At 63.9% G+C, this 24,150-nt stretch carries 24 protein-coding genes, 1 tRNA gene and 1 pseudogene; 10 read left to right on the top strand and 16 right to left on the bottom strand.

Annotated elements, in window-relative coordinates:
• Positions 1-17: 17 nt before the first annotated feature.
• The 3 genes from GTK09_RS05935 to GTK09_RS05925 form a co-directional block, all read right to left on the bottom strand.
• Positions 18-788, bottom strand: coding sequence for a M48 family metallopeptidase (locus GTK09_RS05935; protein ID WP_163461851.1), 771 nt, complete (start codon positions 786-788; stop codon positions 18-20).
• A gap of 237 nt (positions 789-1,025) precedes the next feature.
• Positions 1,026-1,472 carry a DUF2852 domain-containing protein gene (locus GTK09_RS05930; protein WP_163461849.1) on the bottom strand — a complete coding sequence of 149 codons (447 nt, stop codon included), beginning with the start codon at positions 1,470-1,472 and terminating at the stop codon, positions 1,026-1,028.
• A 230-nt stretch (positions 1,473-1,702) separates the two neighbouring features.
• On the bottom strand, positions 1,703-3,253 hold the full coding sequence (locus tag GTK09_RS05925) for an SLC13 family permease (RefSeq protein ID WP_163461847.1): 1,551 nt from the start codon (positions 3,251-3,253) through the stop codon (positions 1,703-1,705).
• 303 nt (positions 3,254-3,556) lie between these two features.
• Between GTK09_RS05925 and GTK09_RS05920 the strand changes: the two genes are divergently transcribed.
• From GTK09_RS05920 to GTK09_RS05910, 3 genes are all read left to right on the top strand, one after another.
• Positions 3,557-4,792, top strand: coding sequence for a glycerophosphodiester phosphodiesterase family protein (locus GTK09_RS05920; protein WP_163461981.1), 1,236 nt, complete (start codon positions 3,557-3,559; stop codon positions 4,790-4,792).
• A 117-nt stretch (positions 4,793-4,909) separates the two neighbouring features.
• Positions 4,910-5,320 (top strand): VOC family protein, encoded by a 411-nt coding sequence (locus tag GTK09_RS05915; protein WP_163461845.1) that lies wholly within the window; start codon positions 4,910-4,912, stop codon positions 5,318-5,320.
• Positions 5,321-5,359: 39 nt separating this feature from the next.
• On the top strand, positions 5,360-6,049 hold the full coding sequence (locus tag GTK09_RS05910; protein WP_163461843.1) for a ceramidase domain-containing protein: 690 nt from the start codon (positions 5,360-5,362) through the stop codon (positions 6,047-6,049).
• Between the two features lie 24 nt (positions 6,050-6,073).
• Here GTK09_RS05910 and GTK09_RS05905 read toward each other — a convergent pair whose 3' ends face one another.
• Both GTK09_RS05905 and GTK09_RS05900 read right to left on the bottom strand, forming a co-directional pair.
• Entirely contained in the window at positions 6,074-7,171 is a 1,098-nt protein-coding gene (locus GTK09_RS05905) for a quinone-dependent dihydroorotate dehydrogenase (RefSeq protein WP_163461841.1), read from the bottom strand.
• A gap of 34 nt (positions 7,172-7,205) precedes the next feature.
• Positions 7,206-7,553: a DUF952 domain-containing protein gene (locus GTK09_RS05900; RefSeq protein ID WP_163461839.1), complete on the bottom strand. Its 348-nt coding sequence runs from the start codon at positions 7,551-7,553 to the stop codon at positions 7,206-7,208.
• A 190-nt stretch (positions 7,554-7,743) separates the two neighbouring features.
• On the opposite strand from GTK09_RS05900, the gene GTK09_RS05895 reads away from it, so the two are divergent.
• Together GTK09_RS05895 and GTK09_RS05890 are read left to right on the top strand one after the other, a co-directional pair.
• Positions 7,744-8,163 carry a hypothetical protein gene (locus GTK09_RS05895; protein WP_163461837.1) on the top strand — a complete coding sequence of 140 codons (420 nt, stop codon included), beginning with the start codon at positions 7,744-7,746 and terminating at the stop codon, positions 8,161-8,163.
• 392 nt (positions 8,164-8,555) lie between these two features.
• Positions 8,556-8,645, top strand: a tRNA-Ser gene (locus tag GTK09_RS05890).
• Positions 8,646-8,808: 163 nt separating this feature from the next.
• Here GTK09_RS05890 and GTK09_RS05885 read toward each other — a convergent pair.
• From GTK09_RS05885 to GTK09_RS05850, 8 genes are all read right to left on the bottom strand, one after another.
• A complete protein-coding gene (locus tag GTK09_RS05885) occupies positions 8,809-10,692 on the bottom strand; it encodes a hypothetical protein (protein ID WP_163461835.1) in 1,884 nt (627 codons plus the stop codon).
• A gap of 300 nt (positions 10,693-10,992) precedes the next feature.
• Complete coding sequence (locus GTK09_RS05880) at positions 10,993-11,298, bottom strand: hypothetical protein (RefSeq protein WP_163461833.1); 306 nt, start codon at positions 11,296-11,298, stop codon at positions 10,993-10,995.
• Positions 11,299-11,415: 117 nt separating this feature from the next.
• The gene (rnhA, locus tag GTK09_RS05875; RefSeq protein ID WP_163461831.1) at positions 11,416-11,907 is read right to left on the bottom strand and encodes a ribonuclease HI; all 492 of its coding nucleotides are present in this window, start codon (positions 11,905-11,907) and stop codon (positions 11,416-11,418) included.
• A gap of 83 nt (positions 11,908-11,990) precedes the next feature.
• Positions 11,991-12,677 (bottom strand): ParB/RepB/Spo0J family partition protein, encoded by a 687-nt coding sequence (locus GTK09_RS05870; RefSeq protein ID WP_163461829.1) that lies wholly within the window; start codon positions 12,675-12,677, stop codon positions 11,991-11,993.
• A 122-nt stretch (positions 12,678-12,799) separates the two neighbouring features.
• Positions 12,800-13,192, bottom strand: coding sequence for a hypothetical protein (locus GTK09_RS05865; RefSeq protein ID WP_163461827.1), 393 nt, complete (start codon positions 13,190-13,192; stop codon positions 12,800-12,802).
• 135 nt (positions 13,193-13,327) lie between these two features.
• The gene (locus GTK09_RS05860) at positions 13,328-13,783 is read right to left on the bottom strand and encodes a hypothetical protein (RefSeq protein ID WP_163461826.1); all 456 of its coding nucleotides are present in this window, start codon (positions 13,781-13,783) and stop codon (positions 13,328-13,330) included.
• A 455-nt stretch (positions 13,784-14,238) separates the two neighbouring features.
• Entirely contained in the window at positions 14,239-14,496 is a 258-nt protein-coding gene (locus GTK09_RS05855; protein WP_163461825.1) for a hypothetical protein, read from the bottom strand.
• A gap of 493 nt (positions 14,497-14,989) precedes the next feature.
• Positions 14,990-15,568 carry a recombinase family protein gene (locus GTK09_RS05850; protein ID WP_163461824.1) on the bottom strand — a complete coding sequence of 193 codons (579 nt, stop codon included), beginning with the start codon at positions 15,566-15,568 and terminating at the stop codon, positions 14,990-14,992.
• Positions 15,569-16,620: 1,052 nt separating this feature from the next.
• On the opposite strand from GTK09_RS05850, the gene GTK09_RS27740 reads away from it, so the two are divergent.
• The 4 genes from GTK09_RS27740 to GTK09_RS05830 all read left to right on the top strand — a co-directional run bounded on the left by GTK09_RS27740 (position 16,621) and on the right by GTK09_RS05830 (position 21,236).
• The gene (locus tag GTK09_RS27740) at positions 16,621-16,752 is read left to right on the top strand and encodes a hypothetical protein (RefSeq protein WP_281353338.1); all 132 of its coding nucleotides are present in this window, start codon (positions 16,621-16,623) and stop codon (positions 16,750-16,752) included.
• A gap of 11 nt (positions 16,753-16,763) precedes the next feature.
• Complete coding sequence (locus GTK09_RS05840; protein WP_163461823.1) at positions 16,764-17,261, top strand: BRO-N domain-containing protein; 498 nt, start codon at positions 16,764-16,766, stop codon at positions 17,259-17,261.
• 53 nt (positions 17,262-17,314) lie between these two features.
• On the top strand, positions 17,315-17,494 hold the full coding sequence (locus tag GTK09_RS05835) for a hypothetical protein (protein ID WP_163461822.1): 180 nt from the start codon (positions 17,315-17,317) through the stop codon (positions 17,492-17,494).
• 835 nt (positions 17,495-18,329) lie between these two features.
• Complete coding sequence (locus tag GTK09_RS05830; protein WP_163461821.1) at positions 18,330-21,236, top strand: class I SAM-dependent DNA methyltransferase; 2,907 nt, start codon at positions 18,330-18,332, stop codon at positions 21,234-21,236.
• A gap of 30 nt (positions 21,237-21,266) precedes the next feature.
• Here the strand turns inward: GTK09_RS05830 and GTK09_RS28115 are convergent.
• Positions 21,267-21,845, bottom strand: a pseudogene (locus tag GTK09_RS28115) (tyrosine-type recombinase/integrase); the annotation flags it as partial.
• A gap of 57 nt (positions 21,846-21,902) precedes the next feature.
• Positions 21,903-22,640 carry a DUF6538 domain-containing protein gene (locus GTK09_RS05820; RefSeq protein WP_163461820.1) on the bottom strand — a complete coding sequence of 246 codons (738 nt, stop codon included), beginning with the start codon at positions 22,638-22,640 and terminating at the stop codon, positions 21,903-21,905.
• Positions 22,641-22,988: 348 nt separating this feature from the next.
• On the opposite strand from GTK09_RS05820, the gene GTK09_RS05815 reads away from it, so the two are divergent.
• Positions 22,989-23,327, top strand: coding sequence for a phage integrase N-terminal SAM-like domain-containing protein (locus tag GTK09_RS05815; RefSeq protein WP_163461819.1), 339 nt, complete (start codon positions 22,989-22,991; stop codon positions 23,325-23,327).
• On the opposite strand, the gene GTK09_RS05810 is transcribed toward GTK09_RS05815, so the two are convergent.
• Complete coding sequence (locus GTK09_RS05810) at positions 23,263-24,066, bottom strand: class I SAM-dependent methyltransferase (protein ID WP_163461817.1); 804 nt, start codon at positions 24,064-24,066, stop codon at positions 23,263-23,265. The genes GTK09_RS05815 and GTK09_RS05810 overlap by 65 nt on opposite strands.
• Between the last annotated feature and the right edge of the window lie 84 nt (positions 24,067-24,150).

Below are 24,150 nucleotides of genomic sequence, written 5' to 3'. Positions count from 1 at the left end.
CGAGGATATTGCGCCTTCTACCCCACCCCGACCGCATGCAGCCCCGACCCGTGCCGCTTCAGCCAGGCCTTGCCCGCCTCCATCTCCGGGCAAAGCTCGCGGCAGAGCGCCCAGAACTTCGACCCGTGGTTCATCTCGCGAAAATGCGCCACCTCGTGGGCGGCGAGGTAGTCGAGGACGGAGGGCGGGGCCATGACGATGCGCCAGGAAAAGGCGAGGCGCCGGTCGTGGGTGCAGGAGCCCCAGCGGCTGGTCGTGTCCTTGATGGTGATGCCGCGGGGCTCCAGGCCGACCACCGCCGCGTGAGTCTTCACGGCCGCTTCGAGATCGCGCCTCGCCTCGCGGCGGAGATAATCCAGAACGCGGCGGGAGAAATGCTCCGGCGTGCCGCCGACGAGAAGCTGCTGATGCGGGTCGGTCGGGGCGCGTTGGCCTGCTTCGGACACCAGGGCCTCCAGCCGGGTGACAAGCCTGCCGCCGCGATGGACGAGCAGGGTCGCCTCCCCGCGAAGGGGGACGATGGCGCCGGGTGCGATCACGACGCGATCCGGTGCCCGCGACACCCGCTCCTCGACCCAGCCGCGATGGCGGTCCAGGAACTCGCGGATCTTGCGGGCCGCCATGCCCCGCGGCACGGTGACGACAAGGCCGCCCCCGCCGGGGGCGATGCGCATGATCATGCGCTTGGCCCGCGGGTTCTGCCGGACGGTCAGCGGCAGCGGGCCGCCCGCCACGTTGATCGTGTCGGGCAGCGGCGGCTCTGGTTTGCGGCGCAGGAGCTGAGGCATCGAGGACGGCGATCCGGCTTGGGTCTCACGTCGGAAATGGAGTGGGAAACCGCTTGCGCGGCTCGTGCCCGCTCCAGTCGCCGACGGAACCAGTCTAGCTCACAACGCAAGGCGGCGGCACCCCGAAGGATGCCGCCGCGCAGCTCAATCAACAATCGCTATCGACGATGACGGCCGGCAATCACCACGTCGTCTGTGAATGCTGGCAAGACCGCATGGCATCGCCATGCCGGCAGTTCAGGCCGGATGGCCGTCGACGATCGGTCGATCGTTGCCATTGTCGCGGGTGTCGCGGGACCTGCGGTCGCGCATGAAGCGGTCGAACTCTTCCTGGTCCTTGGCCCGGCGCAGTTCACGGGCGTAGGCTTCGAACTCGGCGGCCGCCTCGTTCAGCTTGCGGCGCTCCTCGTCGAGCCGGCGCAGCTCGGTGTCGCGCCAGTCGTCGAAGGCGACGTTGCCGGTGCGCTCGGCGGCGAAGGGCTGCTTGAAGCCCGAACGTTTCATCGAATACATGAACTTGTCCGTCGTTGTGTTGACATCGCGCTTGAAGCCTTCGAGCCGCTCACCCCAAAGGATGTAGGCCAGCATCGCCAGACCGAGGGGCCACCAGAGGAAGAACCCGCCGACCATCACGGCAATCGTCACCGGCGTCCAGGCCGGGCGTATCAGGGCTTGTGAAGTCATCGCAGTCACGTTCCTTTCGAATATGGCCGCGACGGCAAGCATCGCGGGAGAGCAACCTCTCGTTTGTTTCCGATAACAAACAGATGGTGAGAGATTTTTCGCCGTTCAATGGTTTTCCGGCGAAAATCGATCGCTCCAACGTCGATTTTCAAAACGGCTTGCCGTCCGGGCCCTGGCGGGTCTACGCGCCGTCGAAAGCCAAGGCCGCGCCCACCGCCCACTCCCTTGGTCTACTCGGTCCGGCCGGCCGGTGCTTCGCTACCGCCCGACGACGCCCAGTCCGGGATTTCACCGACGGTCACGCCGAACAGCGTCGTCAGGGCGAGATAGCCGACTGTCGAGATAACGACGAGGGCCGCGAGATTGTGGAACGCGCCGTAGCGAACCATCTGCGGGATCGTCACCTTGCCGGAGGCAAAGACCAGCGCGTTGGGCGGCGTCGCCACCGGCAGCATGAAGGCCATGGAGGCGGCAAGCGCCGCCGGAATGCTGAGCATCAGCGGGTTCTCGCCGAGATCGAGGGACAGCGCCGCGACGAGCGGCAGGAAGGTCGCCGCCGTCGCCGTGTTGGAGGTGAACTCGGTCAGGAGCAGAATGACCAGCGCGACGACGAGGACGAGGCCGATCAGCGGCAAAACGCCGGCGAAACTGCCGAGCGCCTCGCCGATCCATTCGTCGAGGCCGGTGCTCGACACCGCCTTGGCGAGGCTGAGACCGCCGCCGAAGAGAAGCAGGACGCCCCAAGGAATGTCGGCGGCGGTCTTCCAGTCGAGCACCGCGCCGCCTTTGGCCCCGGCAGCCGGGACGAGGAACAGGACGAGCGCGGCGCCGATGGCAATGCCCGTGTCGTCGAGGCCGGGGATGATGTCGTCCAGAAAGGACCGGCCGATCCACAGAAGCGCCGCAAGGACGAAGACGATACCGACGATTGCCTCGCCCCGCGACCAGTTGCCGAGCTCGGCGATTTTCTCCGAGATGAGCTGCGAAGCCCCGGCGATCTCGCCGCGGTCCAGCCTGACGAGAAAGCGCGTCAGGAGCAGCCAGGAGATCGCCAGCATGATGACGGCGACGGGCAGGCCGATCAGCATCCAGCGGCCGAAGCCGAGATCGTAGCCATATTGCTGGGAAAGGCTGCCGGCGAGGAGCGCGTTGGGCGGCGTGCCGATCAGCGTCGCGACGCCGCCGATCGAGGCGGCATAGGCGACGCCGAGGAGCAGCGCCAGCGCGAAGCTGCCGATGTCCTTGCCCGAGCCGGTCTCGCCTTCCAGCAGCCTCGCGACGGAGAGCGCGATCGGCAGCATCATCACCGTCGTCGCGGTGTTCGACACCCACATCGACAGGAACGCCGTCGCCAGCATGAAGCCACCGACGATCATGTGCTGCCTGGAGCCCGTCCGGGCGACGATGTTGAGGGCGACACGGCGATGGAGGTTCCACTTCTCCATGGCCCGGGCCAGCATGAAGCCGCCCATGAACAGAAAGACGATCGGATCGGCATAGGGCGCCGCGGCGGCGTCCATCTCCACCGCCCCGAGCAGCGGAAACAGGACCAGCGGCACCAGCGCCGTCGCGGCCACGGGGATTGCCTCGGTGATCCACCAGACGATCATCAGGCTGGCGACGGCGACCACCCGCCAGGCCTCGATCGACAGGCCCTCGGGCGACGGAAGAAGCAGAAGGACGACGAAGACGGCGAGCCCGGCCAGCACCGAAAGCGGCTTCAGTGTCGGTGCTGTATCCTCGCTCGTTCCTTCCGCCTGCGATTTTCCGCTGCTGCTCATGCACCCCAACTCCCAGAACCAATCCCGCCCGACCTGCCGGTGGCGCGACCCGGCCCATCCATGACCGCTCCCGCCGAAAGCCCGATGTCCTGATCGTCACCGGCCCGGTTGATCTGGCGGCCGCTAACGCGAGGGCAAGCCGCGCGAATTCCCGTTCTGCCGTCGACACCGAAAAGTCTCGGACCTGTCGCCGCGCCGTCGCCGGTATCCGTTAGTGTCGCCGGGCATAATCCACGAACTCCAGGAGACGTCGTGATGCCGAGACTTCAGCGCGCCATCCTTCTTGTCGGCAGCCTCGCCGCCATGGCCTTCCCCGCCGCCGCGCAGGACGGCAATCTGCCGCCGGCTCCCGAAGCCGCCCTCGTCGGCGTCCGCCCGCTCGCCCTCCTCGACGCCCTCGAGGACGGCCCGCTGAAGGAGAAGCTGGCACAGTGCGTCGGCCAGCCGATGCAGGTCAGCGACTGGTCGATCGGCCACCGCGGCGCCCCGATGCAGTTTCCCGAACATTCCCGCCAGTCCTATCTCGCCGCCGCGCGCATGGGCGCCGGCATCATCGAATGCGACGTCGCCTTCACCAAGGATCGCGAACTCGTCTGCCGCCATTCGCAATGCGACCTGCACGCGACCACCGACATCCTGACCCGGCCGGGCCTTGCGTCGAAATGCACCCAGCCCTTCACGCCGGCGGATGCGGCGACGGGCACGGAGGCAAGCGCCAAGTGCTGCACCTCGGACCTGACGCTGGCCGAATTCATGTCGCTGAAGGCCAAGATGGATTCGTCCGACAAGACCGCGACGACGGCCGAGGCCTATCAGGGCGGCAACGCCACCTGGCGCACGACGCTCTATGCGCCGGGCACGGTGATGAGCCACAAGGGTTATATCGAGCTGATCAAGTCCCTCGGCCGCAAGTTCACCCCCGAGCTGAAGACGCCGGAGGTCGCGATGCCCTATGAGGGCGACTACACCCAGGAAGCCTATGCGGCGCAGATGATCGCCGACTACCGGGACGCCGGAGTCCCGGCCTCCGACGTCTTCCCGCAGTCCTTCCGGCTCGACGACGTCAAGTTCTGGATCAGGAACGACCCCGAATTCGGCAAGCAGGCGGTCTATCTCGACGATCGCGACGAGACGCTCGAGGGCTTCGACGCGATGAACCCCGAGACCTTCAAGCCGACGATGCAGGAACTGGCCGATGCCGGCGTCAAGATCGTCGCCCCGCCGCTGTGGATGCTGGTGAAGAGCGGCGAGAACGGCGCCATCGTGCCCTCGCCCTATGCCGAAGAGGCCAAAAAGGCCGGGCTTCAGATCATTACCTGGTCGCTGGAGCGCTCCGGCCCGCTCGCCGGTGGTGGCGGCTGGTACTACCAGAGCATTTCCGACGTCGTGAACGACGACGGCGACATGCTGCGCCTCCTCGACACGCTGGCGAGCGATGTCGGCGTCATCGGCGTCTTCTCCGACTGGCCGGCGACCACCACCTTCTTCGCCAACTGCATGGGCCTCGGCGGCCAGCGGGCATCGATCGACCGGAACTGACGCCGGTCGGGTTCATTTCGTCGCAGGCGCAATGGACAGGGCCGGCCAGATCACCATAATCCCAGGGGCCGCGGTGACGAGCTGCGGCCTTTTCGTTTTGCAGTTCCTGGAAGCCCGATGACCTCCTCCGTGATCCCCACCCTCCGCTATGCCAATGCCGGGGCGATGATCGGCTGGCTGTGCTCGGTCTTCGGCTTCGAGCGCCGCGCCGTGCATGAGAGCGAGGACGGCGGTATTCTCCATGCCGAACTCGTCCATGGCGACGGGATGGTGATGATCGGCGATGCCCGCGACGACGGGTTCGGCGCGCTCCAGGCGCCGCCGCCGGCCGGTGGCAAGGTGACGCAGAGCCCTTATGTCCTCGTCGAGGACATCGACCAGCTCTATGCCGCGGTGAAGGCGGCCGGGGCGACGGTGGTGATGGACCTCGAGGACAAGGACTACGGCTCGCGCGAATTCTCCTGCCGCGATCCGGAAGGCCATCTGTGGAATTTCGGGACATACGATCCGTGGCGGACCGGCGCGTGACGATTTTCGACCACGCGAACGGCTGAAGCGGACAAGAGCATGGATTGGTCGGCCTCGATCGACGCCTATTGCGAGCGCACGAGCGCGCAATTCTGGGCCGAGCCCCTGAATGCCTGGTCCAACCTCGCCTTCATCGCCGTCGGGCTCGTCGGCCTCAGCCTGTGGAAGATGCGCGGCGGCCGCGATCTTCCCGCCTATGCGCTCTGCATCCTGGTGCTGGTGATCGGGGCCGGCTCGTTTTTGTTTCACACCTTCGCGACGAGCTGGGCGAGTGTTGCCGACGTTTTACCGATCGCCGTCTTCATCTACGGCTATTTCGCCCTCGCCCTCAGTCGCTTCCTGGGTCTGTCGAAGCTGATCGCAGGCCTTGGCACCGCCGGCTTCCTGGCAGCCTCGATTCTCGTCGAGCCTGCCTTCTCGACGCTGGTCGGCTCGTCGGCCGGCTATATCCCGGCGCTGTTCGCCATGCTGATCATCGGCGGCATTCTCGTTTACCGCAAAGAGGAGCCCGGCCGTCTCGTCCTCGTCGCCGGGGCGACCTTCCTCGTCTCCCTGACCTTCCGCATGCTCGATGCGCCGCTCTGCGAGATCTGGCCGCTCGGAACCCACCCGCTCTGGCATCTCCTCAATGCCGCGACGCTCGGCCTGCTTCTCGCCGCGGCGATCGACGCCGATCGCCTCGTTCCCCGGCAGCCCGTCGCGGGCGCCCCGTCTGTTGCCGGCCGATGAAGTGAGCCCCTCCCGGGGGCACGGTCAAACCGGCGGCGGCGCGGCGAGGAGATCGTCGACGCGCCGGTCACGAAGTTCAGCGACATTGTCGACGTCGGCGATGTCGAGCACGCGCAAGATGCCCTTCAGGATGCGGGCCGGCAGATGCGGCCCGCCATAGACGAGGCCGGTATAGAGCTGGACGAGATCGGCCCCCGCCTCGATCTTCATGATCGCTGTTCGGGCATCCTCGACGCCGCCGACGCCGATCAACGGGAAATCCGGCCCGACGGCGCGCCGGAACCGGGCAAGCACCCAGGTCGAACGGCGCATCAGCGGCCGGCCGGAAAGCCCGCCGGCCTCCGCCGCGGCCCTGTGGCGCTCGACGCCGTCCCGCGCGAGCGTGGTATTTGAGACGATCAGCCCGTCGACCCCCCGATCCCTGGCCACGTCGGCGATCTCCTCGATCTGGTCCTCGGTGAGATCGGGGGCGACCTTGACGAAGATCGGCTTGCGGTTCGTCGCGGTGATCGCCGCATAGCCGTTGCGGGCAGCCACCACAGCCTTGAGCAGCTTGCTGAGCTCGTCGCCGGACTGGAAACTCCTCAGCCCCGGCGTGTTGGGCGAGGAGATGTTGACCGCCAGATAGCTCGCGAAGCTCTCGAAGACGTTCACGCCTTCCACATAGTCGGCGATCCGATCCGCCGAATCCTTGTTGGCGCCGATATTGACGCCGACGATCCCCATCTTCCCCGCCCGTGCCGCGAGCCGCTCGGCGGCATCGGCATGGCCGTCATTGTTGAAGCCGAGCCGGTTGATCACGGCGTGGGCTCCGGGCAGCCGGAAGATCCGCGGCCGCGGGTTTCCCTCCTGGGGCCGCGGCGTCAGCGTGCCGACCTCGACGAAGCCGAAACCGAGCCGCAGGGCCTCGTCCGGCACCTCGGCGTTCTTGTCGTAGCCGGCGGCGAGCCCGATCGGATTGGGAAAGCGGATGCCGGCGACCTCGACGTGCAGGCGCCCATCCACGGGAATGTCGAGGTCGCGGATGAGGCCCCGCTTCAGCGCCCGGACAGACAGTCCGTGGGCACGCTCCGCCTCGAGCCGGAACAGCGCCGGCCGCGCCAGCCGGTAGAGCAGGCTCATGATCGGGAAAATCGCGCGAACGAGGGAATGCTTCTCACCGCATCGCGCCCGGAAACAGGTGATGACCATCCGGACCGATCGGCAGGTCCTCGACCCACAGCACCGCATTCACCGGAAGGCTGGCGTAGAGATGCGGAAACAGCGCGCCGCCGCGGGATTTTTCGTATTTCAGCGCGTCGCCGAGCGGCACCGGATCGACCGCGACGAGCACCAGATCGTCGACCCCGCCGAAATGCTTTGCCGCCGTCTCGCGCACCTGGGCGCTGGTCGAGAAATGGATGAAGCCATCGGCGAGATCGACTGGCGCGCCATCGAGCCGGCCGTTCGCCTTGGCCTCTTCCCACAAGGGACGGGGCAGGATTTTGTAGATCGTCTGGGTCATGGCACTTCGGTGCCAAACAATCGGGGAAAAATCAATTCCGCCGTCACATCGAGGCCACCGAAAGCTGCAAAGCCTGTTCGTCCGGCGGACACCCGATCGCCGGCCGAACGCTTCAGGCCGCCCGCGCCGGAACGGCAAGGCCGTGATCTGGAGCACGCCGGAACCGGCAAGACCACGTGAGGGGAAAAGCATGGCACGAGAGATCTCCGTCCGGAGGCTGGCGGCAGCGATCGCCCTTGCTCCGGCGCTGCTGGCGGCGCCGACCGCGAGCGCCCAGTCCGGCCTCGGCCAGATCGAGACCGGGGAAGCGGCCGGCCGCTACCAGATCGTCAGGATCGACGGCGTCGTCGCCCGCCTCGACACGGCGACCGGGCGGCTCGCCCCCTGCCGGGTGGTCGGCGAGACGATCGACTGCGGCGACGACGGGACGAGTTCGGCGGCCCCCTCCGACGCGCGGGGCGGCTCGGCCCTCACCGGCAGCGACGAGACGGACATCGCCATCGAGCGGATGCAGAAGCTGTTCCGCGGCTTTGCCGACATCGTCAAGGAGCTCGACGACGACCGCCGCGACGATGGCGGGGCGAACGGTCCGGAACCGGGGCGGACCTGACGGCCGCACGAATCGTTACCCGACGTCCCGCTGCCCCCGCGGGCTCCGCCCCGGCAGCGCCACATGGGGATGGCCCGGATGGAGCTCGGCTCCTTCGCGGTGAGCGCTGGACCGACCCGGCAGGCAGCGCTCTCGGACACTCCTGCACAGCATTCGGAGAGCGGAACATGGCTCGCGCCCGGAGGTTTTCGCGCCATCAAGGCTGGCGGCTCGCGGCGCGTCTGGAAATCGGGGCTTGAAGCGAAGCGCGTTCTGTCATATTCCCCCGCCGTTCGAAGATGGTCCGGCATGTCGGACCCGGGCGCTTCATCCGCAATGGCGAGCGTCAAGTTTCGACCCGACAACGGCCCGAATCGGCCGCGGCCGGGCCGGTCGCGTCAGCTTCGAACGATGGTGAGGTGGCCGAGTGGTTGAAGGCGCACGCCTGGAACGCGTGTATACGGGAAACCGTATCGAGGGTTCGAATCCCTCTCTCACCGCCATTCCCGATTTATTTCTATAACCCTCTGTAATCGTTGACTTTTTGGTGGCCGAGATTTTTATCTCAGACCAATGATTCAGACCAATGTGGGCATCTTCATACGTTGCAGCGGACGCGAGCCTTTCGACCCGCGCCCTGCTGACTGACAGCGCTCCCGATCGGGCTCAGTCCTTCACCGGCTCCCAGCGAACCGACTTCTCACTGGCGGACCAAGTGACGACCGGCTTGACCGTGCGCGGGGTGGCGAACGGGTTCCAAGTCGACGTCTTCTGCTGCCAGCGGCCGTTGAGGGAGTCGTAGTAGATGTTGTCGGCCTCGGCCTGCCGCTTCACGTAGGCGTCGACCGCGTCCTGTTCCTTCTTGTCGGCGAGGAACTTCTTGGCCTGATCCGGGGTCATGTTCGAGCTGCGGACCTCGAAGCCGTTTAGGCCCCAATTCAGCACCGCACGGGCGTAGCCTTCCGACTTCACCTGCCGGCCCCACTCGGCCTCCTTGACGGCCTGCTGGTCTTCCTTGTGGGCCCTGAAGCCCTCCAGGTCCTTGAACGTCACGACATCCATGTCCGCGATCCCCGCCTTATTCATGATCACGAGGCGGTCGGTCCCGTCGTTCATGCCGACAAGATAGAGGTCCTCGCCGGTCGCCTCGGGGTCCCCCGTCTTCGTCTGAGCGAAGTGCTGGAGGTAGCCCTCGGCCAACTCGCCGAAGTCCTTCGGGAACACCCGGCCGGTCTGGAGGAGCGCCACGCCGTTCACGTAGACGGCCCGTTCCTTCATCTCCTCGGAGGCCCGCTTGACGGCCTTGTCCTTGCCCATGCCCATGCGGGCGTATTTCTGAGCCAGGTCGATCGCCATGCGGAGGTTCTGGGGGTTCTGGCGGTAGTCGCCGTCGATGCTCGGCCCGAAGAACCAGCCCTCCTTCATCGCGTCGTCGACCACGTCCTCGGCCTCTTTGCGCCCCATGACCGACATTCGGCGCTCCTCAGGGGTCCGATTGGCGACCCTTGCGGCTTCGAGAAGGGCGTCCTCGTGGGACATCCCCTTGCCGATGGTGAGGTCCGACCGGGCGTCGGCGTAGGTGTCGAGGAATTCCTCTGCCCGGCTGTCCTTGACGTGCGCGGCGGCCAGCGCCGGGTTGAGCTGCTTGAGGCGGAAGTAGTCCTCCGCGACCTTGCCGAGGCTCTGGGAGACCTCGCCCTTCTCGGCCATGCGGGTGGCAGCGCCGACGATCGCCGAGGCGTTGAAGACGTTCTCCCACTCGGGGTTCGAGATGCCGTTGTCGGAGAAGAACCGAACCTTCTCCCGCATGACGACCTCATGGGCCTCCTCAGGGGAGCGTCCCTCGGCCTGAAGCTGCTGCTCCTCGCTCGCCCACCGCTGCCGGTAGACGTCGAGGGCCTTGGCCTGAAGGTCGGCCTTGGACATGGTGCGGGTGCCACCGCTCGGGGTGGCGACCTCGACGTCCTTGAGGCGAGCGCCGCCGGCCACCGTGGTCATCTGCTGCACGGCGTTGGCGACGGCCTGCTGCTCGGAGCGTGTGGCCTCTTGGGCGAGCACCTGCTTGGCGTCGAACTTGGCCTGCTTCTCCTCGGCCACGCGGCGGTTGTTCGTAGACTGCTGGACCCACGAGGAGACCTCGGAGGCCCGCTCCTTGAGCCACGGGTTGGCCTCCATGTACTCCTTCGCCTTCTTGTCGGTGAAGGAGCCCTCGGCGATCTGCCGGTCGATGTCGACCCGGAGGTCGAAGGCCTGCTCGGAGGCGGTCTTGTTCTGGAGGTTGCCGGCGGCCTCGACGAGTTGCGCCGACTTGACCGCATACTCGGCCGACTTGGAGACGGCGCCGACGCCGCCTCGGTCGTTGTCGAGGATCGCCTTCACCACGTCCGGGCGCCCCTGAAGCGCATATTCCTGCGCGAGGGCGTAGAGCGTGGCGTTCTGATCCTGCCCGTTCAGGCCCCGGAAGGACCTGTTCATGCCCGACTGGCGGACCACCTGATCGGCGATGGTCTTGGCGTCGAGGCCCTTGGTGAGACCGTCGTCCACGATCATGCGGAACTCGGAGACCACCGCGTCATTGCGGGCCGACTGCGCCTCGCCGATCTTGCGTTCGAGGTCCTTGCCGATGACCTGTTGCGTCCACCCTTCGGTGCCCTTGAAGAAGGACGCTCGGGCGGCATCGTCAGGAAGCGATCCGGCGAACTGCTGCCGGCGCTGCTCCAGCTCGGCGGCGAAGTCGCCACCGTTCTTGTCGAACTCCTCCTCGTACCAGCGGACGGTGTCCTGCCGGAAGTCGGAGGCGGCCTTGGACCCGAGGAGCGTCTTCAGCCCGTCCTCTTGGATGAAGTTCGCTTACTCTCCGTTCTGGGCCATGAGCTGGAGGTCCGCAACCGACTTGCCCGGCAGGCTGTCGAGGAACGCCTTGTTCTCCCGGTTGTCCGGGTTGCGGGACTGCTGGTCCTTGACGTTCGCGTAGTTCTGGAGCGCCTGTGAGAGCCCCGAAAGGCTCCTCGCGAGGGCCTCTGCGTTGCCCCCTGCGGCGACCTGCTGCGGCCGGACGAACGTGGAGCCCGGAAGGGGCCCCGGCTGGATCGGCACGGGGTTGATGGAAGGGGCCGCTTGGGCGGTCCCGAAGAGTCCGTTGGTGTTGTTCGGCATGTTGTTTCCTTGGTGCTGTGGGAAATGAAAAAGGGCCCACGAGGGGCCCTAGAGGGAGTGGTGGAAGCCGGGGAATGTGACGCGCAAGGTGCGCCTCCGCCGGGGATGGTCGTCGCTTCAGGCGGCGAAGAGGCTGGCGAACTGCTGTCGGCGGGCTTCCTCCTGGGCCAGTTTGTCGGCCGCTACGTTCCATCGAATGCCCGAATGGCCTCGCACCCACGTCCATTCGATATTTCGGCCGTGCGACAGCGCCTCCAGTTCCAGCCACCGCTCCCGATTGGCGACCGGCTTTCCATCGGAGGTCTTCCACCCCCGCCGCTTCCAGCCGGAGAGCCATTCGGTCATACCCTTGACGAGGTATTGGCTGTCGCTGACAATCTCGATTGACTTGACAGACACCGCCTTCAGCGCCTCGACCGCGGCCGCCATTTCCATTTGGTTGCTTGTCGTCTCGGAGGCCCCGCCGACGATCGTTCGGGGTGCCGACGCCTCGCCGTCTTGGCCGACCTCCCGGATCACGAGCGCCCATCCGCCCGGTCCCGGGTTGCCGACGCAGGCCCCATCAGTATGAACGACCACGTACTCGTGGCCGCATTGATCGTGTTGCAACTATCATCCTTTGCGTTTTTGAATTGTGGAATTACGGACGTACCTATGCGCGAGCACATACAGAGCGGCGCATAGGCAAGCGGTCAGAACGGCAGGTCATCGAACTCCGACAGGAGCCCCGAGTGGTCCGCGATGGACTTCACGAAATCCTCGCCCCACGTGCGAGCGAGCGCCTCGGCGAAGACATCGGCCCGGTTGATCATCCGCCCCCGCCGCCCGAAGGTCTTCACGAGGCTCGCTCCGATCCTTTCGATCTCCACTTCACGCATCTCGTCGGTGAACTCGCCCGGCCGACGCCCTTCCTGAGCAGCCACGGCCTCCCGGTAGGAGCCCCATTCGCCCGCCGGGTCGTTCTCCAGAAGTTCCCGGAGGAGCCTCCGCAGCTTCGCAATGGTCGACTGCGACACGCCGCAAGCCTCCGCCTGCTGAGCCTTGGAATGCGAGGCGAGGCAGACCAACCGCCACGCGGCATCCATCCGCTCGGCGTGGGTGAGCGGCAGGACGACCTTCGTGTTCGCCTCGATCGCCGCCGAGATGGCATCTTCAAGGCTCCCCTCAAAGAATGTGACGGGCACCGAATGCGTGAGGCCGTGCGTTTGGTAGGCCGCGATCCGGTAGTGTCCATCGATGCAGTAGAAGCGGCTGCCGATCGCGGTGACGAGGATCGGGTCTAGGAATGGCCGCTCCTCCGGCTTGCTCTGAAGCGCCCTGACGAGGTCCTGAAGATGCCGCTCATCGACGCCGCCTTCCTCACCCGCCCGCTCCCGCACTTGGAAAACCTCGGGAGAGAGCGCAATCTCGTCGAGGTCAAGCCGGGCGGGCCTGTCTGGTCTGGTCCCCGCGTGCTGCTCTTGCCGGAGCCACGCGAGGGCTTCCTTGAAAGAAGCCATCTTCAGGCAGCCAAATCCATCGCCCGGCAGTACCCCGCGTCGTACCGCTTCGCTTTGCCCGGCTCGACAGTAAGGTTGCGCCTGCGAAGGTCGAGACGATCACCCGAACGATAGGAGACGATCTCGCCGGGACCTGCCCCCATGATCACCCGAGCGACCATGACGAGGCCCCCCGAAGCCGCGCTGCTATGCGCCTTGACGTAGCTCCAGCGCTTCTTCGGCCCCGCCGAATTATAATGCCACGTCAGGCCGAGGCCCTCAGCGACGACTTCGTCGAAGTCGGCCGCGTCGAGCGTGGCCCATTTCTCGCCCCTCGCGTCCACCGGGACACGGACGATCGGCTTTCCTTGTTCGTCGACTCGCCTCTCCGGCGCGGGACGCTGCTGTTTCCTCATAGATTTCCTTTCGTTTGGTCTGATGATTGCCGGCCGGCTGTCGCCAGTCCGGGCACGAAAAAGCCCGCCTGGAGGGGCCAAGCGGGCGATGCAGGGTTGTTGTTGTTCGGGGGCTCGGCAGGGGCGCCGAGGCGGTCACCTGAAGGTCGATGGCAGCCACCGCGCACCGCGCATTGCCGCCCCCCGATCCTGCCGGACAGGCGCGAAGGGGTCCTCGTGCCGCTTCTTGCCCTTTGCGATCCTGTCGCGGATGGTCTGGTAGCGTCGAAGGTCGTTGAGTGCCGCCCGACTTCCCGCCACCGCGTCACGCCATCGGGTTATCAGGGCCGCATCGTCCAGCGGCTCCTCGCATTCCGCCGAGTTGCCCCATTCGTCGGGGCCGTCTGCGACCTCCAGCATCTGTTGCGCCATCGTGGCCTCGATATCGGCTTCGTCAGTAAAGCCTGCGTTTCGAAGGTCGAGCAATGCCCGCAGTCGCGCAATTTCGATGTCCCGCATCACGGTCTCCCGCAGGGATCGTTCGAGTTCGGCTAGGAGCATGGCAACGGTGTCCGTGCGGGGATTTGGGAGTTCGGGAGGCGTCTCGATCATGATCTTCCTTTCGTCTTGGGGGTCAATTCGTCGGGCCGCTCCCGCCCCTACATCCCTAAAAATAGATAGCCTGGCGAACGAGCCGGCGGGGCGCGGGGTGAAGGGTGGAGTGCGAGGACTACATGCGGGACCTAGAGGATGGGGGAATGCAAAACGGCCCCGCCGATGAAAGCGAGGCCGTCGTTTCAAAATGCCCTGACTGCTGGAGTCCGAAGGTCAGCTCGCCCGGGCCGCTTTCCGACGCCTGACGGCAGCCTTCGACGGACGCTCCCCTAGGAACTCGGAAAGCAGCCTTTGCGCCCATACGGCGGTCTCGCGCACCCTTGGGTGAGCTGGCGGGCAACCGATCGCCATCATCCGGGCCGATGCCGCGGCGAACTCGATCGCATTCAGCAGGCCCAGAATGGCGTCCGCATGGGGATGTGGCTCGATTGGTCTATGCGGTTCTTGCTCCGTCACGTGGTGCCGCCCGTAAGCGCCTCGACGGCCTCTTCGTCGTCATCGTCGGCAGCCGACCACGCGCCGTAGATCGAGAGATCGGGATGCGGCAGCGCGGCGGACGCTTCGCGAAGGAGCACCTCCTTGCATGTCTCCAGCCTTTCGAGGGCGTCGTGGAGCTTGCTGGCGAAATGCCCAACTGTTCCGTCCGCTCTTCCGAGTTCGCCCATCCCGGCGACGAGGTGCGCCGTGGCGCCATAGACGATACCTGTCACGGCACCGCGGAGTTCGTCAGTGATCGGAGCTTGAAGAGCTTGCCGCCTTGCGAGCGTCCTGCCGATGACTGCGCAATGATCGACTTCCATTTCTCGGGTCCTTTCCCTCTCAGGTTCATTCCTGCGCCCACGAGAAAGCACGGCCCGGATTCCTCTGTCGAGCCGCGTGAAGCGATGAAAGTCATGGTCTTTCAGTGACTTAGTTCCTTTGTGGGGACGACTTCGGCTGGTCATGCAACGCCCCTTGAGGAAGGCCCGACGAACCTTGGAGCATCAGCGGTGCTCCGCTGCCGCGGTGCGGCGAAAGACCGTCCCCACGAGGGGAATCAACAATTATTTCACGGTGAGGACGGTGCATGGCAATGCGGCGCTGCTGTCACGTCACTCGTGTTGAAGCGGCCCTATTTGTGCCAGAACCACTTGATCAGCAGATAGACAACGCCGGGGCCCGAACAGAGCAGGCAGGCGGCGATGACAACGATTGTCTCGGCCGTCATTGTGCGACCCCCTGTTCGGACGCCGAGGTGGTGGCGTCGGCGAGGACACGATAGACGCTCGCCCGTGCGATCTTTAGTCGCTTTGCGATCTCTGAAGCGCCTACGCCCTGTGCCTTCAGCCGCTTTATCTCCTCGCCATCGATCTTTGCAGGCCGGCCCTGATAGACGCCACGCGCCTTCGCGCTCTCGATCCCCTCCATCTGGCGTTCCCTGCGGAGGTTGGTCTCGAACTCGGCGAAGACCCCGAGCATCTGGAGGAACGCCTTGCCGGCGGCGCTGGCGGTGTCGACAGGTTGATCCGTTGCCTGAAGAGCGGCCCCCTTCTCACGAACCGCTTCAACGATCTTGAGGAGGTCCGAAAGGGACCGCGCGAGGCGGTCGATCTTCGTCACGACGAGGACATCGCCGGGGCGGATGAAGGACAGAACAGTGTCCAGTTCCTCGCGTCCCCTGGTGCTCGTCCCGCTTCGCTTCTCACTTCTGATCACGTCGCATCCGGCCCGGCGCAGCGCTTCTTCCTGAAGGCTGCAATCCTGGTCCGTCGTGCTGACACGCGCATAACCGATCTTAGTCATTGGATGGACTGTCTCATTTGGGTTTAGACCTTGAGACGATGATGTCTCGAAAGCCGAAAGTCAACCCAAAAGAGACGATTAGAACGTCTCCGTGCCCTGTCCCGTTGAGGTATACCTTTTGAGACTCGGCATCAGAGTTCGGCGGAACCATCACCCACTGTGGGCGCACCGCCGCCGACCCTGTCCCTCGTCAAGTCACGATAGATGGCCGCTGCTTCGTGGTGAAACCGCGTCCGTTGCGAGCGGCAGTGGGACCAAGGAAGGGCAAACCTTGAGGCCGCCGCTAAGGCTGAGACGATCTTCAAATTTCCCCCGCCTTCTGGTTCGATCACTCCAGGCACCGCCATCACGGCCCCGATGCCGGCACGATCGGGTTCGTACCTTGGCGGCGGGAAGCGCCTGGCTGCCGCCTCTTCGGCCTGTCGCATCGCTTCGCGGTCGTACGTCATCCGAGTACCCAAGATGTTGCCGGTGAGAGGAGCCGTTCTAAGCCGGCACGGCATCCGCGCCAGGCCGCGTCTGGCTTGCGAGAGGGGGGACCGGGGGGGGGACTTTTGCATTCTCGTCGTCGAGGGGGGCGCCTCGAATTTTTCTGGTATTTTTGAAGCGCTCTGCAAACTTCTTAAAGTCCCAACACTGTTGAAATCGGGCTATCCTTTCCAAGGAAATACATAATCATCCACAACGTCCATGTGACTGGCCAAATCATTGCAAGGAACGCGTCTATCGATAAAGCTATCAATATCTTGACGAGTACAGACGCGTTACCTTGCCATGTGTCGATGACACCTATTATGTATGTGATTGGTCCAGCAAAAAGAAACAAAACCCCTAGTGGTCCATGCAAAATATAACGCATCTCAACTCCAGACATCGCTCTTAGGCTGTCATCATGTCAAGCTTGTGCTTGAGTCGCCCGAGAACGATATACAAGCACAACTTTCGCCTGTGCGCTACGTGGTGGGTTTACGCAGGCGAAGGCGGACAGCGTCCGTGCCGAAGCGCAGGCTGCGGCCGAGGCAACCCGGCTCAAGGGTGACGCCGAGGCGGCAGTGATCGACGCCCGCGGCAAGGCCCTCCGGGACAACCCGCAGGTGGTCGAGCTGATCCGCGCCGAGCGTTGGAACGGACAGCTTCCGACGACCATGGTGCCCGGCGGCACGATCCCGTTCGTCAACCAGTAAGGGGAACCTACATGAAGACCAATCTCTCCCCCTTCGACTTCAACGGCAACGGTCTGCGGGTCATCGACCGGGACGGCGAACCGTGGTTCGTCGCGGCTGATGTTTGCCGGTCTCTCGGCTTCAAGATCGGCAATGACGGTTCCGCCAGATACCTCAAGGCCATCGGGTCCGACGAGAAATTTGTCGTCCGGCGAGGGGAGGACCCCCGCGATCTGTTCGAGGGGGTCGGTCGGAGGTCCAGCCACTACTCCCTCATCTCCGAAAGCGGCCTCTACAAGCTCGTCATGCGCTCCGACAAGCCGGAGGCGAAAGCCTTCCAGGATTGGGTGACGAAGGAGGTCCTACCGGCGATCCGCAAGGACGGACGGAAAACGACCGCCATCTTATTCATTCCGAATGAATTTCACTCTTTGATCGAAGTACAGGTCTGCTCCTCTGAACTATCTGAACCGTGGGAAGCCTCGGGAGCGTCATCCTCAGCACCCAAAAGACCGTCATGTTCCGGATAGTATGAAGCTTCAGGCCACTCCCTTTCGCGCAACCAGTATCCGACATTTCGCAGATGAATGACGCCGTGTTCCTCGCGTGTGCGCCACAGCATCGTATTCAGGACACCCTCCGGGTCGGCTCCCTCGACTCGAAGACCGGCTTTGGTGAGAGCATCGTGAAGCTCATTCCGGGGCACGGGGCGCCCTTCATCTTCGATGACGGCACGAGACATTTTGGCGACGTCCTCCTTTGAAGAGTTCCGTCGCGCTTGTTTCGTCCGCTCATTGTTCGCAGATGCCACGGCGCCCACAGTGTCTCCCATCTCGCTTGGAGACGAGCCTGCGGCGAACACCTCCCAATCCGCCAGAAACCGGTCAATTCGGTCTATCCTGCGTCGCCAGTCGTCCAGTTTTTGCTGGGTTTCGTTGACACGTTGGGCGAGCTCTTCTCGCTGGCGACGAGCATTCTCAACAGCAGCGTCCGACATTCGGAAGTTCCCCCGTTGTTCCGATCCATGCTGTTCATTACAAGTTTCTGGGGAAGGTGTCACGGTCCATTCAGGCGCACTTGAATGAACGAAAGGAATCGGCTACGGAAATATTGAGCCGCCGGAAATAGAACGGCCCCCAGAGGTGTTTGCCGCACCTAAGGGAGCCGATTCCGGTCCCGCTGAGGATTTTGAGACTCAGTCAGCGGGGAGAAGGGAAACTGCGCTTCCCGTTCCGCGTAATTTTAGCGCAAGTCTCTTATTGGTTCAAGAGTCCTCCTTTAAAGGAGGCACGCATGGTTACTCGGTGTTGCCACTGGGTTGCCCCGTACTGCCGCGTCCGCTTTGGACGACTGGAGTACGTGTGCGGTCACTGGCGCTGCTGCTGACGGCTAGCCGTTAGACGATGGCGTCGATGCATCTGCTTGACGGCGCAGCCGTTTGGCGGTGCCAAGGCCGCCGGGACAAGGTCTCGGCGGTCGACCACTCAAGCCTGCGGCGATTGAGTCCAGCTCAACGGTGGCGCGAATTAGCGCTTGCCAAATCGCTTTTCTTTCTGCGTCCATTATTGGGAGTATCATGCAGAGAAGCGCTCCCGCCTATGACGCCGCACGAGTTCATCAAGAAGTGGTCCAACTCCAAGCTGAAGGAGCGAGCGGCGGCGCAGGAGCATTTTCTCGATCTCTGCCGCCTTTTGAATGAACCGACACCGGCCGAGGTCGATCCGTCGGGGGAGGACTACGGCTTCGAGGTTGGCGCCACGAAGACCACTGGCGGCCGGGGGTTCGCCGATGTCTTCAAGCGCGATCATTTCGGCTGGGAATACAAAGGCACCCATTCAAACCTCGACGCCGCCTTTGCGCAGCTCCAGCGGTACGCCGTCGCCCTCGACAATCCGCCCCTCCTCATCGTCTCCGACATCGGCACGACGATCCGCATTCACACCAATTGGACCAACTCGGTCTCCAAGAAGTACGTCATTCCAATCGTCGATCTGGAGGACGCCGAGAAACGCCAGTGGCTGAAATGGGCCTTCAGTGAGCCCGACCTCCTCCGCCCCAAGAAGACCCGGCAGGAGCTGACTGAAGAGGTCGCGGGGGAGTTCGCCGAGCTGGCGAAGTCGCTGCGCTCGCGCGGCCACAAGCCCGAAGAGGTAGCGCATTTCATCAATCGCCTCGTCTTCTGCATGTTCGCCGAGGACGTGAAGCTTCTGCCCAACGGCATCTTCACCAAGATGATCGAGCGAGCCCTCGAGGAGCCTGAACAGTTCGAGGACTTCGCTCGCAAACTGTTCGTCGCGATGAAGAGCGGTGGTCGGATCGATTTCGAAAAAGTCGCATGGTTCAACGGCGGCCTGTTTGACGACGACCTTGTGTTCGCGCTGACGAAGGAAGAGCTGGGAATCGTCCATCGGGCTGCCGTCCAGTATTGGGGCGACATCGATCCCTCGATCCTCGGCACTCTCTTTGAACGTGGTCTCGACCCGGACAAGCGCAGCCAACTCGGGGCGCACTATACCGACCGCGACAAGATCATGATGATCATCAATCCGGTTATCGTGGAGCCGCTGACGGCTGAATGGGAGGCGGCGAAGGGAAATATTGCAAGACTCCTTTCGCGGGCCAATTTGCTCCAAGGCAATTCCGAGCGCGTTCGAGGGCGGGCGGGCAGCATTATGCAAGCTCAGGCTACAAAATCAAAAAATGATGCTCAGGCCATACTTGATAAATATCTCCAGCGGCTCGCCGATTACCGCGTTCTCGATCCCGCCTGCGGCTCCGGCAATTTCCTCTATCTCGCTCTTCGTGCCCTGAAGGACCTGGAGCACCGGGCGCAGGTGGAAGCCGAGGCCCTTGGCCTGCCCCGCCGATTCCCGCAGATTGGGCCGGAGGTCGTCAAGGGAATCGAGATCAACCCCTATGCGGCCGAACTGGCGCGGGTGTCTGTCTGGATCGGTGAAATCCAGTGGATGCTTCGGAATGGGTTCGCCGCCTCAGCTAATCCCATCCTGAAACCTCTGGAGACCATCGAATGTCGGGACGCGCTAATATCCATTGCGGGAGGGGGTGCTGTTGAAGCCGATTGGCCGAGGGTAGACGCCATCATAGGCAACCCGCCGTTTCTCGGCGGAAAGATCATGCGCTCGGAGCTTGGCGACGAACTCATCGAGCAGCTATTCAGGCTATATCGAGACCGCGTCCCTGCCGAAGGCGATCTAGTAGTCTATTGGCTGTCGAAGGCCGCAGAGGCAATAACCTCGGGACAAGCGAGGAGGGCCGGACTGGTCACGACCAACTCCATACGCGGCGGAGCAAACCGTCATGTCATGGACCGCATAGCGGAGCACATTGGCTTCGTATCTGCATGGGCTGACGAACCATGGACGGTCGAAGGGGCGGCGGTTCGGGTTTCGCTTGTGGCCTTTGGGTCAAGGCTGAAGGATGAGACGCCGCATCTAAACGGTCTGCCGGTTGAGCATATCAATGCTGATCTCACCGGTACGGCCATCGATCTGACGAAGGCCATGCGCATCAAGACGAACGCCGCGACCGCCTTCCAAGGCCCGGTCAAAGTCGGATCGTTCGAGGTTTCGGAACTGCAGGCGCGTGAATGGCTGCTTGGAGGATACAACCCTCACGGAAAGCCGAATTCTGACGTCCTTCGCCCTTGGGCAAACGGTATGGATATCGCTCGAAGGCCGTCACATAGGTGGATCATCGACTTTGGCGATCTGTCGGCTGAAGCCGCCTCTCTATATGAGAAGCCCTTCGAGCACGTTCGAATTCATGTTCGTCCTGTCCGAGAAGCCAACCGCGATGAGCAACGGAGGCGAAACTGGTGGCGGCTTGGTCGCTCAGGCAGCGATCTGAAGAAGGCCACAGCTCCGCTTTCGCGAATTATTATAACACCGAGAGTGTCAAAGCACCGTATTTTCGTCTGGGCACCCGGGCGCTTGCTGCCAGATAGCCGCCTTGTTGCGATCTCACGCGACGACGATACGGCGTTCGGAATTCTGCACTCTCGTTTCCACGAGCTTTGGTCTCTGCGCTTGGGGGGATGGCATGGGGTCGGTAACGATCCACAATATACGCCCTCTCAAGGCTTCGAGACCTTTCCGTTTCCCGAAGGGCTCACCCCGGACATCCTTGCTGCCGACTACGCCGACGATCCCCGCTCCATCGCCATCGCGAAAGCTGCCGCTCGCCTGAATGAGCTTCGCGAGAGTTGGCTCAATCCCGCGGATCTCATCCGCCGCGAGCCCGAGGTCGTTCCCGGCTTCCCCGATCGCATCCTACCAGTGGACGAGGAAGCCGCCGCGATCCTCAAGAAGCGGACGCTGACGAACCTCTATAACGAGCGGCCGGCATGGCTTGACAATGCCCACAAGGCGCTCGACGCCGCCGTTGCGGCTGCCTACGGGTGGCCCGCTGATCTCTCCGACGACGAAGTCCTCGCCCGCCTCTTCGCCCTCAATCAGGAGCGAGCGGCGGCACAGAAGGGCGACTGACGGGCCGCTGACGAGCGCGAGGAGTGGGCCCTAAGCGACCCCCTCCGGCAACCGCACGGCCTCGACACAAGACCGCATTTGCGCCTCCGATGGCCCTCCCCGGTTATAGACGCCGAGTGTGATACCGTCCCGGCCCTCGGCATGTCCAACGACCCATGACACGACGTGCTGGGGAATCTCTGCCCTGATTGCGTTCTGGACGAACCGCCGCCGGAAGGAGTGAAAATTGACCTTAGACCGGCGATGCCCTTCCCGGATGTCCGCGGCGCCAACAGCCCGAATGAAGCGTCCGAATTGTTTGCTGAGGGGGTCCGAGAGGGAGACGCCCCTTCCCCTGACGTCCGAGAACAGGCGCTCGTCGTCCGCCTTCCCTTCACAACGCCTCTCCACGAGAGGGACCAGCGCCGAGTGAATTGGGAATGTACGAGAGGCGGCAGCAGTCTTCCCCTCCCGGATCGTGAAGTTACCGCCTCGGCAATCCTCTACAGTTAGCCGACAGATTTCCTCGATCCGCATTCCTGAGAGTGCGGCAACTCGCATGGCGTCGCCAAGGCGAGACGCGTTTTTGCCGCCCGCTTTCGATAGCCGGTTGAAGAGTTGCCGGATTTGGTCGTCTGTGAATTCCCGCTCGGCGTCCGGGCCTTTCGCGGCGCTCGAATTTCGCCGCTAGGGGAACCGAAGGCGCTCCCATGGGCTGTCTTCGAGATAGAAGTCTCGCTCGATCAACCATCGCCAGTAGGCTTTGATATTCGAGAACTTCGTCTCGGCGGTCTTGCGGTTCATCTGCAGCAGGACCTCGGCGAAGAAATCCGCAGCGGCCCGCCTGTCGATCGTCCGAACCGTCGATCCTCGCTTTGTGGCCCATGCGGCAAAGAGCAAGATATCCGCCCGCCGCCCTTGGATGGTCTTCGGCTTCAGGTCGAGTTCTGAGAGATATGTCTCGACGTGCTCTTCAACTGTGGTGCGATTGTGCAGGCGGTCGAGAAAGCGCCCCTTCGCGACTTCGCCTTGCTCAGTGCCAATGCTCTCGATTTCGTACTCTATGACATCGTGCGGGCTAAGTACGTCCTCTTCCCGATCGACGACTACGCCCGCTTTGGCGGACCAAGCGATCGGGTCGTTCTGGTACGCTGCGATCTCCTCTTTCCACCGATCGGCGATTTCTTCCACACGCCCCATCGGCTTCGAAAGCCGCCCGTTGCGGGCTTCCTCGAACAGTCGATCCGTTTCTCTGACAAACTCGTCGCGGCGCCTCTTGGCGACCTTCGTGTCAGACGTTTGCAGCGGCTGGATAATTGCGGTCTTGCCGTCGAAATGGTCGCGAAGCGCGACAGGGATTTCACGACGAAACTGGTACTTGTCACCACGCCTCTTGAGGAAGCGTTCGCTGCTGCTTCTCGCCATTCAGACCAATCTCTCCGACCAACATTAGGCATTGAAAGCACTGATCTGTATGAGAAACAACGCGCCATTTCAATATGCCGGACAGTCCCTCTCTCACCGCCACAAAACGCCTTGTCCGCCCCAAGCGCGGGCGCCAAACCTCTGACGAACATCGAGTTTCGGGAACCCGCGCGCGCGATGGCGGCGGCTTCATCGTTTGCGGAATGATACGAGCGCGATGTGCTGGTTGAGCGTTGCCCAGTGCGGGCGGACGATCCAGGCTCCTTCAACCGAACGGAGCCTTCCCATGACGAGCCTTCAGTTTCCCTCGCTCCGATCAGCCCGCTGCGCCAGCGACTGATCGACGACATGACCATGAGGCGTTTCTCCCGGGAGACGCAGCGCAACTATCTGGGTGATATTGGCCGCCTTGCCGCCTTTCTCGAACGCTCGGCCGATACGGCTAGCACCGAGGATCTGCGCCGCTTTCAGGTCGCCATGCAGGAGGGCGGTGTCGGCGTGCCGACGATGAACGCCGTCGTCTCTGCCCTGCGCTTCTTCCTCGTCCATACGCTCGATCGGCCCGATCTGGCCCGCAAGCTGGTGCGGTTGCGCTATCCACGGACCCTGCCGGACGGCGCCCTCAGCCGCCCGGCTTGGCGGCGCGGATCGCATAGCGGTGTTGGATCTGGCGGGCGAGGCCTTTGACGAGCGGCATGGCCCGGGCCTGTGCCCGGTGGATCGGCCCGAGCCGACGATCGATCACCACATCGGCGAAACCGGCTTCTGTGAGCATCCGCGCGACCTCGTCGGCGCGGGCGCCGTCCTTGAAATGCACCCGCGAGAGAATGCTGCGGTGGCGCTCGGCGAGATCGCCCGGCAAGGCGGGACCGGGCGCGCCCCCGCGCCGCTGTACGAGCCGCTCGAGCCTCGCGATCAGTCGCTCGAGCGGTCCTTGGCTGACGAAGTCGCCGTCGATGACGAGCAGCGTCCCGCCGGGCTTGAGCACCCTGAGCCACTCCGAAAAAGCGATCTTCGGGTCGACCAGCGTCCAGACGAGGTGGCGGGTGACGACCACGTCGATACTGCCATCCGTCTCGAGAATGCGCTCGGCATCACCGAGCCGGAAGGTGATCCGTCGCCCGCGCGAGGCCGCCTTGGAGGCCGCCCGCTCCAGCATCGCCTCCGACCAGTCGAGCCCGGTGACGTCGAAGCCGAGATCGTCGAGGAGATGGGAGACGACACCCGTCCCGCTCGCAAGATCCAGCGCGCTGCGGCCACCGGCCTCGCCGAGATGGCGTTCGAAGAGCGCGTGCCAGGCGCGGCGCTCCTGCTCGGTGAAGATTTCGTGCCCGGGGAACTGGTCGAACGTTTCCGCCCGTTCCGACCAGAACTCGCGGATTTCGTCACGCAAGCCGTAGTTTGCCCCGCCTGTTCCCGCGCTCATGCCTGCCCTTTCTGGATTGCCTCTAAAAGATATTTCTTGACCGAACTACTCATGAATTCCAAGAGGGCTTCGTTCGTCATTCAG

Origin of the sequence: Jiella pacifica (genome assembly GCF_010500815.1) — a bacterium.
Lineage (GTDB): Bacteria > Pseudomonadota > Alphaproteobacteria > Rhizobiales > Rhizobiaceae > Jiella > Jiella pacifica.
This window is presented reverse-complemented; position numbering and strand designations above follow the sequence as displayed.